The sequence below is a fragment of the Aeromonas sp. FDAARGOS 1407 genome, from assembly GCF_019048725.1.
GTDB classification, from domain to species: domain Bacteria; phylum Pseudomonadota; class Gammaproteobacteria; order Enterobacterales; family Aeromonadaceae; genus Aeromonas; species Aeromonas enteropelogenes.
Map to the genome: position 1 here is coordinate 118,808 of NZ_CP077399.1, position 16,594 is coordinate 135,401.

The window sequence follows — 16,594 nt, forward strand, 5'->3', positions numbered from 1 at the left end:
GGGCGTAATGGTAAAGCTGCCCCCTTTGAAAAACAAGGGAGAGAGGGGGCGAGCCGTGTTACCATCCGGTTCCAAACGCCATGAACGAAAGCCGGCACCGCCTGTCAGGGAAGCGTCATTTGACCAGCGCATCGGTGGCCCAGCGGCGCTTTCGCAACATATAACGGACGAGAGAAGATTTATGACTCACTACCTGGTCGTAACGGCCATCGGCACGGACAGGCCCGGCATCGTCAATGAGGTCACCCGCCACGTCAGTGGCTGTGGTTGCAACATAGTGGATAGCCGCCTTGGCATCTTCGGCAATGAATTCACCTTTATCATGCTGCTGTCCGGTGACTGGAACAGCCTGATGCAGCTCGAGATAAGCCTGCCCCTGCGCAGTCAGGAGTGGGACCTCATCACCATGATGAAACGCACCGAACGTCATCAGTCACTGCAGTACGATGTCGGGGCCAACGCCGAGATCCTGATCCGTGACGAGCATGGCATCGTCAGCCAGTGCACCCAGTTTTTCAGCGACCACGGCTGGGATATCCAGGCGATGCAGACCATGACCCTGGAACAGCAGCCATTCAACTTGCTCAAAGCGAGTTTCCAACTCAATCTGGCCAAGCAGGGAGAACCGGAAGGCTCCCAGGCGGCCTTCGCCGAATTCTGTCGTGAACTGGGTGCCGAGTCGTTCGAGTTTATCGTCAATCGCAAACACGCCTGAGGGCGTTTATTCGAGGAGATCCCATGCAACCCTTACAAGCAGGTAGCACCGCCCCCGATTTCACCCTGCCGGACCAGAATGGCAACCCGGTTCGCCTGGCCGATCTGCGCGGCAAGAAGGTGCTGATCTATTTCTATCCCAAGGCGATGACCCCGGGCTGTACCACCCAGGCATGCAGCCTGCGCGACGTCAACGCCGAGCTGGCGGCTCTCAATGTGGTCGTGCTCGGCATCAGCCCGGACAGCGCCAAACGGTTGAAGAAATTTGAAGAGCGCGATCAGCTCAACTTCACCCTGCTGGCGGACGAAGATCATGCCGTGGCTGACGCCTTCGGCGTCTGGGGTCCGAAGAAGTTCATGGGCAAGGAGTATGACGGCATCCATCGCCAGAGCTTCCTCATCGATGAAGAGGGCAAGGTTGCCCATCACTTCACCAAGTTCAAGACCAGCGATCACCATCAGGTGGTACTGACATTCCTCAAGGGGTAATTCCCCCACTTCGAGGCCTGCAACCGCAGGCCTCAGTGCTCTCGGCCGCCCCGGCATTTAGCACCGCTTTTCTCGCCAACAGCCCCGCCAGATCAAAAAATTCATTCTAGATATGGGTTAACGTGACCCCAGTGTCATCTTCCAGTGAGATATCCCATGAACATCAGTAATGCAGAGCGTTTGATCCTGAGCAACCAGTACGAAATCCTGGCCAAGCTCAATCCGGAAAAGGCGGCCTTCTATCAGCGTGCCAGCACCATCATTGAGCGCGGCTACTGCCTGCAACTCCTCGAGCTGGAGAAGCACTTCGGCCACCTGGATCAGGCCACCTGCCAGGAGGTGATCGACACCCTGGAGCTGCATCACGCGCTGGCCATCTCCTGGGGCAACCTGGAGGCTGCCGAACAGGCCGAGATAGCTGCCAGTCGGCTGGAATTCAACGGCTACAGCCGCAGCCAGGAGCGTGAGCTGGCGGACTATGTCTGCTTCCTGCTGGAGGTGGACAAGCGCTTCCCCGAGCTCAAGTGCCCGTGTGACGAGCTCTCCAGCGACATCGCCATGCGCGGCAAATACCAGCGCATGCTGGTGGAGTGGCGTCAGTGCCCGCGCCAGTACAAGCTCTCCATCCAGGAGATCCGCAAGGTGCTGGCGGCCTGATGACCGATATGCCCAACAAAAACAAAGGCGCCCATGGCGCCTTTGTTTTGCTTGCGGTGCATTATTCGTAGAGGAAGGATTTATCCAGCTGCTGGAAAGCCGCCTTGAGGGTATCGGCCAGCTCTTCATAACGGGGCTGCGCGACCAGCTGGCGACGCCCGCCCTGCTCATTCATTTTGCCGTTGATCTCGCGATACCAGCTGGCCAGCGAGGGGGGAAGACGAGTATCGGCGCGTTTGCCGAGCCAGTAGAATCCTTGCAGTGGCAGGCTGAACAGAAACAGGACGGAAGTGATGACGGAAGGCCAGTAATGGTGCTCGCCAAACTGGAATTGCAGCATGACGCTGAGCACTGCCAGCGCCGGGATGACCTTGAGGGCAAACTCGGTGGCCTTGATCACCCGATTTTCCGGAAACATCGAATTGAGCTCGGGACGACGGGGCCAAAGCGTCATATAATGGTGGCCTTGCTGTAACTTAGTTCCAAAAATGTTCATGCTCATACAACCTCCGAGCGCTTTTTGAACGCACTGACGGCAAAACCTCGACATTTTTTGATGCAAAGTAACAAAGGTTGAGGATGACTTTGTTATTTTTCAACAATCGGGTTATCCTTTGTACGCCCATTTTTGCGTCAACCGCATCTTGCTGTTGGCCTGTCAGGGACGTCTGGACTCCGGGTCTTGTATCACTATACAAGGGGCAAGCAACAGATTGCCAACCCTCATAAGGATAAGTTGAAAGTTTTTGGACGCCCTGCGCCCAACACCATCCGCCTACACAACCCAATCTGCGATAGGATTTATTCATGAGTAAGCTGGTTCTTGTTCTTAACTGTGGCAGCTCTTCCCTGAAGTTCGCCGTCATTGACGCAACCACCGGTGATGACCTGCTGTCCGGCCTGGCCGAATGCTTCAACCTCGACGATGCACGCATCAAGTGGAAACTGAACGGCGAGAAAGGCAATGCCGATTTGGGCGCCGGGGCTGCTCACCAGGAAGCGCTGGACTTCATCGTCAACAAGATCCTGCCGCTCAATCCGGAACTGGCCAAGAACCTGATCGCCATCGGTCACCGTGTAGTTCACGGTGGCGAGCGCTTCACCTCCTCCGTCGTGATCTGCGACGACGTGATCGCCGGCATCGAAGCCGCCGTACCGTACGCACCGCTGCACAACCCGGCGCACCTGATCGGTATTCGTGAAGCCCGTCGCGTGTTCCCGGCCCTGGCCGACAAGAACGTCGCCGTGTTCGACACCGCCTTCCACCAGACCATGCCGGAAGAGGCCTTCCTGTACGCCCTGCCGTACAAACTCTACAAAGAGAACGGCATCCGTCGCTACGGCGCCCACGGCACCAGCCACTACTACATCAGCCTAGAAGCTGCCAAGCAGCTGAACAAGCCGGTGGAAGAGCTCAACATCATCAACTGCCACCTGGGCAACGGCGGCTCCGTCTGTGCCATCAAGAACGGCAAGTCCGTCGACACCTCCATGGGTCTGACCCCGCTGGAAGGCCTGGTGATGGGTACCCGCTCCGGCGATCTGGACCCGGCCATCATCTTCTTCCTGCATGACAAGCTGGGCATGAGCGTTGAGCAGATCAACACCATGCTGACCAAGGAATCCGGCCTGCTGGGCCTGACCGAAGTGACCTCCGACTGCCGTTTCGTTGAAGACAACTACGACAGCAAGGAAGAAGCCAAGCGCGCCATGGACGTCTACTGCTATCGCCTGGCCAAGTACATCGGTGCCTACGCCGCCGCCATGGACGGTCGTCTGGACGCAGTGGTCTTCACCGGTGGTATCGGTGAGAACTCCGCCCCGATCCGTGAAATCACCCTGGGCAAACTGGGCCTGCTGGGCTTCGACGTCGACCACGACGCCAACTTGGCCGCCCGTTTCGGCAAGGGTGGCGAGATCACCAAGGCTGGCTCCACCAAGGCTCTGGTTATCCCGACCAACGAAGAGTGGGTCATCGCCCACGATGCGCTGGAACTGGTCGGCGCCTAATTTCGCTGTAAAGCAAGGCCGCCCTCGGGCGGCCTTTTCCTGATCCCAAAAAATGAACAAGGGGTATAAAGTGGCACGCACTATTATGCTTATCCCGGTCGGCACTGGTGTCGGCGTAACTTCCGTGAGTCTTGGCGTGGTTCGCGCCATGGAACGTCACGGTGTCAATGTCAGCTTCTTCAAACCGGTCGCCCAGCCGCGTCCGGGTGAGACCGGTCCTGAGCGTTCTACCGCCGTTATCCGCGCCGCAGCCAACATCAATCCGCCCGAGCCGTTCGCCCTCTCCTACGCCGAGAACATGATCACCACCAGCAACACCGACATCCTGCTGGAAGAGATCGTGGCCCGCTTCGAAGAGCACGTGAAAGCGAGCGGGGCCGAAGTGCTGGTGGTCGAAGGCATGGTGCCGACCGACAAGCAGCCGTTTGCCAACAAGCTGAACTACGACGTGGCCAAAGCGCTGGACGCCGACATGGTGTTCGTTACCCACCCGGGCCACGACTCCAGCCAGAAGCTCAAAGAGCGCATCGAGCTGGCCTGCTCCAACTTCGGTGGTGTCAACAACCCGCGCATCGTGGGCTGCGTCATCAACAAGGTTGGCGCCCCGGTTGACGAGCACGGCGTGACCCGCCCGGATCTGACCGAGATGTTCGAAGCCCACCACCATGGCGCCGACACCGGCCACAACCTGGAAGTGCTGCAGGTCTTTGGCAAGAGCCCGCTGCGCATTCTGGGCTGCATCCCCTGGAATACCCAGCTGATCGCCCCGCGCGCCAAGGATCTCGCCAAGCACCTGGCCGCCAAGATCCTGCACCAGGGCGAGCTGGACAGCCGTCGTCTGCAGACCGTGACCTTCTGCGCTCGCTCCATCCACAACATGATCGAGCACTTCCGCCCGGGCAGCCTGCTGGTGACCTCCGGCGACCGCTCCGACGTCATCGTCTCCGCCTGCCTGTCCGCCATGAACGGCGTCAAGCTGGGTGCCCTGCTGCTGACCGGTAACTACCATCCGGAACCCCAGGTGATGGCTCTGTGCCAACAGGCCATGGCCACCGGCCTGCCGATCATGATCACCGGTACCAACACCTGGCAGACCGCCGTCAGCCTGCAGAACTTCAACGTCGATATTCCGGAAGATGACCGCGAGCGTATCGAGCTGGTACAAGACTACGTGGCTGGCCACATCGACAAGCACTGGATCGAGTCTCTCTCCGCCAAGTCCACCCGCTCCCGTCGCCTGAGCCCGCCGGCCTTCCGTTACCAGCTGACCGAGCTGGCCCGTCAGGCCAACAAGCGCGTCGTGCTGCCGGAAGGGGAAGAGCCGCGCACCATCAAGGCTGCCGCCATCTGTGCCGAGCGCGGCATCGCCCGTCCGGTGCTGCTGGGCAACCCGGAAGAGATCCGTCGCGTCGCCGAACAGCAGGGCGTGGTGCTGACCGACCGCGTCGAGATCATCGATCCGGTTGCCGTGCGCGAGCGCTATGTGGCCCGTCTGGTCGAGCTGCGCAAGAACAAGGGCATGACCGAAGTGGTTGCCCGCGAACAGCTGGAAGACAACGTGGTACTGGGTACCATGATGCTGGAGCGCAACGAAGTCGACGGTCTGGTATCCGGCGCGGTGCACACCACTGCCAACACCATCCGTCCGCCGATGCAGATCATCAAGACCGCCCCGGGCTCTTCCCTGATCTCCTCCATCTTCTTCATGCTGCTGCCGGATCAGGTACTGGTCTACGGTGACTGCGCGATCAACCCGGATCCCACTGCCGAGCAGCTGGCCGAGATCGCCATCCAGTCCGCCGACTCCGCTGCCGCCTTCGGCATCGAGCCGCGTGTGGCCATGATCTCCTACTCCACCGGCACCTCCGGCGCCGGCGCGGACGTAGAGAAAGTACGTGAAGCGACCGAACTGGCCAAGGCCAAGCGCCCCGACCTCATCATCGATGGTCCGCTGCAGTACGATGCCGCCATCATGGAGAACGTGGCCAAGTCCAAGGCACCGAACTCTCCGGTAGCAGGCAAGGCCACCGTGTTCGTGTTCCCGGATCTGAACACCGGCAACACCACCTACAAGGCGGTACAGCGCTCCGCCGAGCTGGTCTCCATCGGCCCCATGCTGCAAGGCATGCGCAAGCCGGTCAACGACCTGTCCCGCGGCGCCCTGGTGGACGACATCGTCTACACCATCGCCCTGACAGGTATTCAGGCGGCTCAGGCCGAGTAATCGTCCGCCCTCTGAAAAAACCGATCATTAAGGCTGCTCACCCAAGGTGGGCAGCCTTTTTTATTGGTTCTCTTTTGACAACCAGTGAAAGATACCAACAACGCTTATTTCCACCAGTGAAACCCCGTGTCAGCTGCCTCATGAATACGCACTGGAGATCAATATGAATCCCAACAGCTCAGATTCAAAAGCCTCAGTAAAAACAGATTGGAATTAGTCAGTTAAATCAATATCAGGCAACGTCCAGAACGCTTATAGCAAATCTTCAAAAAGAGTGCCGGATAACTCCGCTGTCATTTATCACAGTGACGCATTCTACTGCTGCGCTATCTATCAATATGCTGATGCAAACAGTCATTGAAGGAAGAAGCAAAATGCAGATACACAAGTTCGCCGCCGTGATGTTGCTCTCAACCCTGCCCCTGTTCAGCCAGCCCTCGCTGGCAGCCGAACAGACGCAGACCAAGCAAACCACTACCACAACCGCCGCCAAGGAGAGTGGCAAACTCAACCTCAATACGGCCACCCTGGCCGAGCTCACTACCCTCAAGGGTATTGGCGAGAAGAAGGCTCAGGCCATCCTCGAATATCGTGAGAAACAGGGGAAATTTACCTCTGTAGATCAATTGGCAGATGTCACGGGGATCGGCCCGGCCACGCTGGAAGCCAACAGGGATATGATGATGGTCAAATAACGTCCGATGAAAAAGCTACAAATGGGGCGGCTTATGGCTGCCCCATTTTTCTTCGGGTATCATGGCCCCACTTTATTCCTCCTGGACACCTCTCCATGAAAAAGACACCTCTCGTTGTTCGCAAGGCCGTGCTGCCGGTAGCCGGTCTGGGCACCCGCATGCTGCCTGCCACCAAGGCCATCCCGAAAGAGATGCTGCCGGTGGTCGACAAGCCCCTGATCCAGTACGTGGTACGCGAGGCGATCGCGGCCGGTATCAAGGAAATTGTACTGGTCACCCACTCCAGCAAGAACTCCATCGAAAACCACTTCGACAAGAGCTTCGAACTGGAGGCAACCCTCGAGAAGCGGGTCAAGCGTCAACTGCTGGAAGAGGTGCAACAGATCTGTCCCAAGGACGTCACCATCATGCACGTGCGCCAGGGCGAGGCCAAAGGCCTGGGCCATGCGGTGCTCTGCGCCCGTCCGCTGATCGGGGACAACCCCTTCGCCGTGCTGCTGCCGGACGTGCTGATCGACGAGGCCGCCAGCGACCCGAAACAGGACAACCTGGCCGAGATGGTGCACATGTTCGAAGAGAACCAGCTCAGCCAGATCATGGTGGAAGCGGTTCCCGAGAGCGAAGTGGACAAATACGGCATCGCCGATATCAAGGGTGAAGAGCTGAGTGCTGGCATGTCACTGCCGATGCAGGCCATCGTCGAGAAACCGCCCCGTGACGAGGCTCCCTCCAACCTGGCCGTGGTCGGCCGTTATGTACTCTCTGCCAACATCTGGCCGCTGCTGGAAAAAACCCCGGCCGGTGCCGGCGACGAGATCCAGCTGACCGACGCCATCGCCATGCTGATGGAGCGCGAGCAGGTCAACGCCTACTTCATGAAGGGCAAGAGCCATGATTGCGGCAGCAAACTGGGCTATATGAAGGCGAATGTGGAATATGCCGTACGCCATCACGAACTGAACGGCGAGTTCATCGGCTGGCTGAAGCAGTTCGTCAAGCAGTTGTAATCGCTGATAAATCTCTTATCTACAGACAAATTAAAGGAGCATCAAACGATGCTCCTTTTTCATTTCAGCAACACTTTCTCAATCTTTGATAAATAAAACCCCATCAAATCATAATGTTGTAATTTATCTACGCATGTTCTATAAGGATTAAGGCGTGTTTCTCGCCCTTGCATAAAAAACTTAAAAAAATATAAGACACAGGTGGAAGTTTCAATGAATAACCCGTCGAAAGGGACCTTTTTAGGTCACCCTAAAGGGCTTTTTTTGCTCTTTAGTACCGAACTGTGGGAGAGATTCTCCTACTACGGCATGCGTGCCGTACTGGTACTCTATCTGACCGACCTGACTGCCAACGGTGGTCTGGGCTGGAATCAGGCAGATGCCCTCAAGCTCTACGGTATCTATACCGGTCTGGTTTATATCACTCCGCTCATCGGTGGCTGGCTGGCTGACACCTTCCTGGGGCAACGCCGCGCCATTCTGATCGGCGCCGTCCTGATGGCGCTCGGCCAATTCACGCTGGCACTGCCGCACAGCATGTTCCCGGATCAGGTGGTAACCGTCTTTTACGCCGGTCTGGCTCTGCTGATCATCGGTAACGGCTTGTTCAAGCCGAACATCTCCACCATGGTGGGCGACCTCTATGAAGAGGGCGATCACCGCCGTGATGGTGCCTTCACCATCTTCTACATGGGGATCAACCTGGGCTCCCTGCTGACCGGCGTGATCTGCGGTGCTGCTGCCACGGCCTATGGCTGGCAAGCCGCCTTCGTCGGCGCCGGTATCGGCATGCTGATCTCCCTGGTGTTGCAGGCAACCCTGGCCCAACGCTTCCTCGGCGATATCGGCCGCATCCCTGCCGCCAAGCGCGCAGCCGCCCTGCGCGACAAAGGCCAGAAAGCCCCGCTGACCAAGCAGGAAGTGGATCGCATCAAGGTTATCCTGGTGCTGGGCCTGTTCACCATCATCTTCTGGGCTGGCTTCGAGCAGGCCGGTGGTCTGATGAACCTCTACACCCAAGAGTACACTGACCGGATGATCGGCGGCTTCGAAGTGCCGACCGCCTGGTTCCAGTCCCTGAACCCCTTCTTCATCATCACCCTGGCACCGATCGTAGCTGCTATCTGGGTCAAGCTCGGCAAAAAAGAGCCGAACTCACCGGTCAAATTTGCCATGGGTCTGTTGTTCCTGGCCATCGGCTTCCTGTTCATGGTGGGTGCCGTGCTGGAGCAGGGCGGAGATCAGAGCGTCAAGACCTCCATGTTCTGGCTGGTGGGCGCCTACCTGTTCCATACCCTGGGCGAGCTCTGCCTCTCTCCGATCGGCCTCTCCATGGTGACCAAGCTGGCTCCGCTGCGCCTGGCCTCCCTGATGATGGGTGCCTGGCTTGGCTTCATCGCGGTTGCCAACTATGCAGCCGGCCTTATCGGTTCCTTTATTGGCGAGTCCGGTCCCCTGGCCATCTTCGGTGGTATCGCGCTTGCGGCCATCATCAGTGCCCTGATCCTGCTAGCCATGGCCAACCGCCTGGTTTACTGGATGCATGGCGCCGAAGGTCCGGCCAAAGAGCCGCACACAAGCGACGAGAAACTGCAATCTGCCACTGCCTGACAGGCTGGCATCACGCAAGTAAAGAGGGCGTCCCACGGGACGCCCTCTTTTATTGGAGCAAGCTCGCTTTCACTCAGTGATGATGAACCTGAACCTGGAGTGAGCAGCCACTCTCGTTGCGAAATTGCAGCTCGAACGGTTCATGCCAGCTGCGCCTGTGCAAGGCATAGCGACTGCTGCGCATCAACCCCAGGGGCAAACCGCCGGCTCGCATCAACCAGGGAGGGGAGGTCAACCCGGCATTGGCAAAGACCAGACCATCTTCCTGATCGAAGAGCAGGGCCGCCATGGCCAGCGAGTGGCGCAGGCCGGACTCCATCAGCTGGTGATTGAGGTAGTCGAGCAGCCTGTGCGGCTGATCCAGCAACTGGCTCTCCTCGCGCTGAAACTGGCGGTAAGGTACGTTCATCAAAGAACGCACCAGGGCGCCGCAAAACGCCGCATCCGCCCCCACCACCGGCAATTCGATGATCAGCATCAACAGCTTGTCAGCCACCTTGAAGGTATCGGAGAGAAACAGCGCTCCCCTCCCCTTGAAAGTCACCTGCCAGGGCCCCCACTCCTGCACACCCGGCGACTTGAGACCCGCCAGCAGGCGGGTCGCCGCCCTATCGTGAGCCCGAAAGTAGTCGACATGATCCATCAGTTCCAGCTGTGGACTGCGTGCGACACTGCCGTGCAGACACTCGGAAATACTGCGCTCGAGCTGGACATAATTGTCGAGCGGCTTGATCAGGTAATCCCGGGCACCGGCACGCAGGGCAGCAGCTACCGCCTCCATGGTGCTCTGGGCCGAGATCACGATCACCGGAATATCCGGGCTGCGAGCCGAGAGACAGGCGATCACCTCATGGCCATCCATATTCGGCATGTTCAGATCACACAGCACCACATCGGGATGATAAAGCGCTGCAGCCGACAGCCCTTCGATACCATCCTCGGCCTGGAAAACGGTCGCCCCATCCCCCATCAGATAGCTCACAAGCGAGTGGCGAAAAACGGCTTCGTCCTCCACCACCAGGATCCTTAGCCCGGCAGTTGACATTGTTATAAAATCCTTATTAGTCAATCTGTTATTTACTCAATAAGACTAGACCAAATCGGCAAAAACGCCGAAACGAGTTCGTCAGAAACGGTCGCAAATCCCGAGCTTGCTCACAAAAACCATGTATTTGAAATGGTTTTGCCATTCAAGATAACGGCAGCTCATCTGGAAGCCTTCGAAGTGACACGACCGTCGGGAGGAAGAGCCCGGATTCTCGGCCCTTCTATCAAGGATATCCTCTTCCCGCACCGGCCGGGCGAATTGTGCAAGCCCCCGCCATGGGGGATAATGCCCCTTACTCCAGAACATGAAGAAGACCATGACCCCAGCCGAATACAGCGCCCTCGCCCATCCCAGACTCTCCCACCCGGCCCGCAGCCTCTACACCCTGCAGCTGCGCAGACTGGTGCTGGAAAATCAGCTGGCCCGGCTCAACTACCCCGAGCTTGGCCGGGCGCTGGCGGTGGTCGACCCAGGCGATCCTTGCGGCTTCTCCTATCAGGTCAATGCCCGCCAACTGACCGAGCTGTTCGACGAGCTGATGGAGGCTGGGCTCTTGCAGGTAGAGGCTCAGGGCGAGAGTGAGCACTATCATCAGTGCCCATTCCAGTTGCCGCTGCTGGCCCAGAAGGTACGCAGCCCGTTGCCGGATCGCCCGTTCCAGATGCACCTGCAATGGCGTCCTGACGAGGAGCTGCCCGCCCTCGCCCGCCTGTGCGGGGTGATCGATGCCAGTTACAGCGAAGAGGATCTGGGGGAGTTCATCGCCTACTGGCTGGGTCGCCCAGAGGTGTTCGATTCCCAGCACCAGTGGATGCTCAAGTTCATCCGCGCCCTCAAGACCCGCCGCTATGCCCGTCGCCAACCGACGGAGGTGAGGGGTTACCAACAGGTGACGCCAGCGCCGGCGGAGGCTGGCCCTAGCCGGCGGGCCCAAGAGATGATCGAGGAGGCCAAACGGCTGGCCCAGGGACAACAAGCAGCAGAGGCACCGGATAATGATTGATACAGGCCCCCGCCAACAGGCAAAATCAGCCCCCTGTCCCCCCATCCCTGATCAAGCAGAAGGAGCACTCCATGACTGACCCGCACGATCCCCTGCGCCAGGAGCTGGAAGAGATCGAGGCCAAGCGCCAGAAAATTGCCAAGACCAAGCAGGATCAACGCGCCCACGACCCCGAGCTGAAACGTCACGTCGGCAGCCTGCTGGAGCGGATTCGCCGTCTGCAACAGGAGACCGGTGGCAGCCAGTACGACTACGAAACCCTGCGCAAGGAGTACGATGCCAAGGCCAATGCCGAGGTGCGCGAGCTGCAGAAGGTGGCGCGCCAGGAGCGGATCCAGAAGCTGATCGCCCAGGCCGACCTCAACCCGGACTGGGTATTCGACAAGATGGATGCTGGCGATCCGGCGTTGCAATATCCCATCGAAACCGCCCGCTACTTCATCAGCGGCTTCGAACACTGGGAGAAGAGCGGCGGCGGCTGTATGCTGATCTACGGTGACTACGGCACCGGCAAATCGACTCTGGCAGGTGCCGTGGCTCATGAGTTGATCGAGCGCCACCAAAAGTCGGTGATCTTCCAGCAGTGGGCCTCCATCGTCGATCGGCTGTTCTTCAACGTGATCCCCGATCAAGACGAACGCAACCAGTATCGCCGCGCCCTGGAAGAGGTGGACTTGCTGATCATCGATGAAGTGTCGGCCAACCGGGCCAAGATGGCGGAGAGCCAGTCCAGCTTCCTCGGCCACCTGCTGCGCCGGCGTCGCAACCTGTCAAAGAGCGTCATCATCATCACCAACCACACGCCACAGACCCTGCATCAGGCGATCGGTGACTTCAGCTACGAGGCGATCAAGGCCTTCAACCCGGTGGATATCCACCTGAGCGGCCCCAGCCGTCGCCCCAGCATCGGTAACTATCGCGGCTAAGCCCGTGCAAAAATGTGAGCCCATACGGCTCGCATTTTTTATCTCTTGCTCCACAAATAAAAACAGCTCTCATTTACATCGAAAGAGTCAGCCACTAGGCTAGCCCTTTCTTTGAAGGAAACCTCATCTATGCCGACCACACTCATCTTCGGAGCCAGCCGCGGGCTGGGCCGCGCCTTTACCGATCACGCCCTGCAAGCAGGCCACCGGGTGGTGGCGCTGGTGCGCAGCTCCGAGATGGCCGCCGAGCTGCGCACACAGGGGGTCGACGTCGTTGAAGGGGATGCGCTGGATATGGGGGCCGTGGCACGAGCCTGCACGCTCGCTGGCAAGGATGCCCATGTTGTCTCCACCCTCGGCAGCTTTCGCCAGCACGAGCCCGTCGACTATCTCGGCAACCGCCATGTGATCGATGCCATGGAACAACAGGGCCTCAGGCGCCTGCTGCTGGTCACCTCCCTCGGCTGTGGCGACAGCTGGCAATATCTGCCAGAGCGGGCTCGCGCCGCCTTCGGTCACGAGGTGCGGCTCAAAAGCCTGGCGGAGAGCTGGCTGCAAACCAGCGAGCTGGCCTGGACCATAGTGCGCCCGGCGGGTCTGCAGGATGGCGAGGCCACCGGTCTTGCCGAATTGAGTCAGGGACGGGAAGTGCATGGCCTGGTACGCCGTGCCGATGTCGCCGCACAGGGGCTGCGGCTGCTCTTCGATGAGGACGCCTTGGGCCAGATCTACGCCATCGCCGATCCCGCGCTCACCCGCGCCTGAACCCAAAAAAACGGTCAGCCCAAGGGCTGACCGTTTCGTTATCCATCCGGCATCGTTTAGCCACCGGTTGCGCCGCTCTCCGTGGTCGCCCCATGGGCGGCACCCTGAGTGGCCAGCGGCAACTGGCGCTGGCGCCAGCGCAGCAACAGGCAGGCCAGAATACCGTAGAGCAGCGCCAGTCCCCACAGCTGCCACCAGTAAGGGGCCACCTGCTCAAACCCCGCCCCCATCTGGTTGAGGCGCAGAAATCCTTCGATGGCCGCCGTACTCGGCACCCACTGTGCCAGCCAGTTGAGCGGCGCCGGTATCAGCTCCAGCGGCCAGATAAAGCCCGCCAGAAAGACCAGCGGCAGGGAGGAGATGAGCACCACCTGGGTTGGTATGTCACGTCGGGTAAAGAGGGCGCCAAGCACGATGCCCAGCCAACAGGTTGCCAGCAAGAATGGCAGGGTGAAGAGCCACAACTGCGCCGGCTCGGCGTTGCGGGCAATGTTGTAGTAATCGAAGCAGAAGCCGAAGAAGTAGCTCACCGGCAACAGGAACAGCCCCACCGTCACCAGGGTACGCGCCAGCAGCAGAGGCAGCACGGGCGCACTCTGCCAGTAGCCGGTCTCGCCGCGAAGGCCCCGCTGGTTCTGGGTCGCCCCCATGATGCCAGCCCCCATCAGCAGGATCTGGTGAAGGATCAGCACGAACACCGCAGGCACCACATAGTTCACATAGCCCATGGTGGGGTTGAACACCGGCACCACGTTGAGGGCCACCGCGTTCCAGCCCATCCTTGCCTGGGGCAACGCCTCGCCGTGGGTGAGCAGCCGCGCCACCTTCACCTGGGCCGCCAGGGTACCGCCCGCTTGAGCCAGCCCCTCGGCGATGGTGCCATAGACCAGGAAATAGGAGGCATCACCGGCATAGCTCAGAGTGACGCTCCGGCCCAGCATCAGATCCCGATAGAAGTGTCTGGGAATGTGCAGTATGCCGCTCCCCTTGCCCTCCAGCAGGAGCTGGCGCGCCCTCTCAAGGGAGCTGGCCTGCGCCACCAGCCTGACCTGGGAGGTGGCATCGGCCATGAACGCCAGCTGGCGCGAAAGCTGGCTGCCATCTTCGTCCACCAGCACCACCGCCTCTTCCCGCGGCAGCTGGTGCAGATAGGGCTGGGGATAGAGGAAGGAGTAGAAGAAGATCCCGCCAAACAGGGTGAGCATGATGGCGCGATCTGCCAGCAGGGTGCGCAGCTCAAGGCGCAGCAAATCCCGAAAACCCAGCATTACGGCGACTCCTTCTCGGCAGGTTGACGGGCAAGCTCGGCCTGCTGCCTGTATCGGCGCACCACCAGAATGAGGGGCAAGAGAAACAGCAGCAGGGCCCCGAGCTGGGGCAGCGCGGCCTGCAGTGGCAGGCTGTAGTTGCTCTGGCCAATCTGCAGCTCCACATAGTGGGAAACCGGCAGCAGGTTGCGCCAGAAGCGGGCGAAATCCCCCATGGCGCTCACCGGGAAGGTCACCCCCATGAAGGCAAAGCCGGGCGCTGTGTAGGCTCCCGCCAGCGACAGGGCGCGGGCCGGATCCCGGATGATGGCGTAGAAGAAGGCCCCCATAGTAACGCAGGCAGCCGAGGCGAGCCCGAGCCCCGCCACCAGCACCGCCCAGTTGCCGTGCATGGGATAGGCAAAGCCCTTGAACAGCAGCCAGCTCCAGGCCAGCCCCCAGGCCCAGCCGATCAGCACATGGGGCAACAGGGTGCGCCAGAGCCCGAACCAGACGCCGCGGGTGGTCCAATCCAGTCCCAGCCGGTCGGTACGGGCCAGCGCATTGAGGCCGAACAGCACCACCAGGATCTGCCAGACCGCGGGCAGGATGGCGCTCAGCAGAAACTGGGCATAGCTGGAGTTGAGGTTGTAAAGCGCCGTCACCTGGCTGCTGATGGGCACCGCCTGCCCGAGCGCTCCGGGGGGCGCCTTGCCGTCGGCCATGGCGGAAAGCACCCCCACCTGACCGTTGAGGGTGCCCACCACCTGGGCCAGCGCCGAATTGACCAGCTTGGCGATCAGGATGAACTGGCCGTTGTTGAACACGGTGACCTGCGGCTGGGTGCCCTGACGGGCATCCCGCTCCAGATGGTTCGGGATCACCACCAGCGCATAGATGTCGCCACCACGCAGGGCGCGGGCACCAGCATCGATGGAGTCAAACTGGCGCGCAATCTTGAGCCCCGCCGAGCCATCCAGCGAAAAGGCGAGCTGGCGCGAGAGGCTGCTCTGGTCCAGATCCACCAGCCCCACCTTGAGATCCCGGGCAAGCCCCGCCGAGAAGATCCAGCAGAGGATCCCCATCAGCAGCAACGGCACCCAGCTCATCAGGGCCCGGCTGAACGGATCCTGCCACAGCAGCCGAAGTTCGCGTCCCATCAGAGATCAACCAGCACGCTCATGCCGACCCGCAGCCCGTCGACCGGTTGCAGCGGACGCGCCTCCACCTGGAAGCTCTTCATGTCGAACCCCTGGCGGGTATCGGTGGCGCGCCAGGTGGCAAAATCCCCCATCACGGCCACATGAGTCACCTTGAAGCGTACCGTCTGATCCCCCAGACCCGGGATGCGGGCGTCGAACTCGGTGCCGACCGGGAAGCGGGGCAGCAGATCCTCGCGGATATGGAACTGGGCCCAGGCGTCGTTCATGTCGAGCAGGGTCACCACGGGGAAGCCCTGAGGCGCCAGCTCGCCGCTGCGCAGCAGCACCTGGCTTACCTCGCCGGCATGGGGGCTGACAATGCGGGTGTCGGCCAGATAGGCCTCCACCTCGGCCACCGAGCCCGCCGCCATCTTGGCCTTCTCACGGGCGGCGATCTTGGTCTCTTCCCGCGCCCCTTCCAGCGCCATCTGGTATTGCTGCCAGGCCATCCCCTCGGTGTAGCGGGCGGCTTGCCAGGCGGTCCAGGCCTCATCGCGCTTTTGCAGCGGCATCACGCCATCGCGGTGCAGGTTGGCGACCCGCTCATAGGTCTTGCCCCGCAGCAGGGCGGCGGCCTTGGCCTTCTGCCACTGATCCTTGGCGGCGGCGATCTGCTGGGCACGAGCCCCCCTCTCCGCCTCCAACGCCAGGGCGCCGGCGGCAGCCTCGCCGGCCTTGGCCTGGCTCAGCTTGGCTTCAATCTCGGGACTCGCCAGGGTGAACACCAGCTGATCCCTGGCAAGCTGATCCCCCTTCTTCACCAGCACCTCGTTGATGCGGCCCGGTACCTTGGAGGAGACCGAATACTGCTGCGCCTCGATCTGGCCCTGCAGATGGACCGGCTCGGGCTGATAGGCGAGCCAGAAGCGCCAACCGAGCCAGCCGACCAGGATCACCAGCGCCAGCGGCAACAACAGCGGTTTACCCTGGCTCATCTTCTTCTTGATGGGGGGATGGCTCATCACTTCACCTCGACAATCTGGCGACCCTTGGCGG

16 protein-coding genes are annotated in these 16,594 nt (G+C 60.4%); 11 read left to right on the forward strand and 5 right to left on the reverse strand.

Features of this window, described 5'->3' with window-relative positions; all coding sequences use genetic code 11:
- Positions 1–181 precede the first annotated feature (181 nt).
- The 3 genes from I6L37_RS00555 to I6L37_RS00565 all read left to right on the forward strand — a co-directional run bounded on the left by I6L37_RS00555 (position 182) and on the right by I6L37_RS00565 (position 1,860).
- Positions 182–715 (forward strand): glycine cleavage system protein R, encoded by a 534-nt coding sequence (locus tag I6L37_RS00555; RefSeq protein ID WP_026455877.1) that lies wholly within the window; start codon positions 182–184, stop codon positions 713–715.
- A gap of 23 nt (positions 716–738) precedes the next feature.
- Entirely contained in the window at positions 739–1,203 is a 465-nt protein-coding gene (gene bcp, locus I6L37_RS00560; protein ID WP_216993021.1) for a thioredoxin-dependent thiol peroxidase, read from the forward strand.
- Between the two features lie 156 nt (positions 1,204–1,359).
- A complete protein-coding gene (locus tag I6L37_RS00565) occupies positions 1,360–1,860 on the forward strand; it encodes a YfbU family protein (protein ID WP_042028775.1) in 501 nt (166 codons plus the stop codon).
- Between the two features lie 61 nt (positions 1,861–1,921).
- Here I6L37_RS00565 and yfbV read toward each other — a convergent pair whose 3' ends face one another.
- Entirely contained in the window at positions 1,922–2,362 is a 441-nt protein-coding gene (yfbV, locus tag I6L37_RS00570) for a terminus macrodomain insulation protein YfbV (protein ID WP_216993022.1), read from the reverse strand.
- Positions 2,363–2,667: 305 nt separating this feature from the next.
- Here yfbV and I6L37_RS00575 point away from each other — a divergent pair, with 305 nt between their 5' ends.
- The 5 genes from I6L37_RS00575 (at position 2,668) to I6L37_RS00595 (ending at position 9,407) form a co-directional block, all read left to right on the forward strand.
- On the forward strand, positions 2,668–3,870 hold the full coding sequence (locus tag I6L37_RS00575) for an acetate kinase (protein ID WP_026455881.1): 1,203 nt from the start codon (positions 2,668–2,670) through the stop codon (positions 3,868–3,870).
- A 52-nt stretch (positions 3,871–3,922) separates the two neighbouring features.
- A complete protein-coding gene (gene pta / locus I6L37_RS00580) occupies positions 3,923–6,094 on the forward strand; it encodes a phosphate acetyltransferase (protein ID WP_216993023.1) in 2,172 nt (723 codons plus the stop codon).
- A gap of 374 nt (positions 6,095–6,468) precedes the next feature.
- Complete coding sequence (locus I6L37_RS00585; protein ID WP_026455883.1) at positions 6,469–6,789, forward strand: ComEA family DNA-binding protein; 321 nt, start codon at positions 6,469–6,471, stop codon at positions 6,787–6,789.
- Between the two features lie 95 nt (positions 6,790–6,884).
- Positions 6,885–7,796 carry a UTP--glucose-1-phosphate uridylyltransferase GalU gene (gene galU / locus I6L37_RS00590; protein ID WP_216993024.1) on the forward strand — a complete coding sequence of 304 codons (912 nt, stop codon included), beginning with the start codon at positions 6,885–6,887 and terminating at the stop codon, positions 7,794–7,796.
- A gap of 213 nt (positions 7,797–8,009) precedes the next feature.
- Entirely contained in the window at positions 8,010–9,407 is a 1,398-nt protein-coding gene (locus I6L37_RS00595; RefSeq protein ID WP_042028771.1) for a peptide MFS transporter, read from the forward strand.
- Positions 9,408–9,480: 73 nt separating this feature from the next.
- Here the strand turns inward: I6L37_RS00595 and I6L37_RS00600 are convergent, their stop codons facing one another.
- Positions 9,481–10,452 (reverse strand): response regulator, encoded by a 972-nt coding sequence (locus I6L37_RS00600; RefSeq protein WP_216993025.1) that lies wholly within the window; start codon positions 10,450–10,452, stop codon positions 9,481–9,483.
- A gap of 319 nt (positions 10,453–10,771) precedes the next feature.
- On the opposite strand from I6L37_RS00600, the gene I6L37_RS00605 reads away from it, so the two are divergent.
- The 3 genes from I6L37_RS00605 (at position 10,772) to I6L37_RS00615 (ending at position 13,149) form a co-directional block, all read left to right on the forward strand.
- Positions 10,772–11,458, forward strand: coding sequence for a DnaT-like ssDNA-binding domain-containing protein (locus I6L37_RS00605; protein ID WP_061477098.1), 687 nt, complete (start codon positions 10,772–10,774; stop codon positions 11,456–11,458).
- A 71-nt stretch (positions 11,459–11,529) separates the two neighbouring features.
- Positions 11,530–12,384 carry a DnaA/Hda family protein gene (locus I6L37_RS00610; protein ID WP_216993026.1) on the forward strand — a complete coding sequence of 285 codons (855 nt, stop codon included), beginning with the start codon at positions 11,530–11,532 and terminating at the stop codon, positions 12,382–12,384.
- Between the two features lie 129 nt (positions 12,385–12,513).
- Complete coding sequence (locus I6L37_RS00615; protein ID WP_216993027.1) at positions 12,514–13,149, forward strand: NAD(P)-dependent oxidoreductase; 636 nt, start codon at positions 12,514–12,516, stop codon at positions 13,147–13,149.
- 56 nt (positions 13,150–13,205) lie between these two features.
- Here the strand turns inward: I6L37_RS00615 and I6L37_RS00620 are convergent, their stop codons facing one another.
- The 3 genes from I6L37_RS00620 to I6L37_RS00630 are packed head-to-tail and all read right to left on the reverse strand — an operon-like array spanning position 13,206 to position 16,560.
- On the reverse strand, positions 13,206–14,417 hold the full coding sequence (locus I6L37_RS00620) for an ABC transporter permease (RefSeq protein WP_216993028.1): 1,212 nt from the start codon (positions 14,415–14,417) through the stop codon (positions 13,206–13,208).
- Positions 14,417–15,556 carry an ABC transporter permease gene (locus tag I6L37_RS00625; protein ID WP_216993029.1) on the reverse strand — a complete coding sequence of 380 codons (1,140 nt, stop codon included), beginning with the start codon at positions 15,554–15,556 and terminating at the stop codon, positions 14,417–14,419. Before I6L37_RS00625 ends, I6L37_RS00620 begins: the two co-directional genes overlap by 1 nt.
- On the reverse strand, positions 15,556–16,560 hold the full coding sequence (locus tag I6L37_RS00630) for an HlyD family secretion protein (protein WP_216993030.1): 1,005 nt from the start codon (positions 16,558–16,560) through the stop codon (positions 15,556–15,558). Before I6L37_RS00630 ends, I6L37_RS00625 begins: the two co-directional genes overlap by 1 nt.
- Positions 16,561–16,594: the final 34 nt, after the last annotated feature.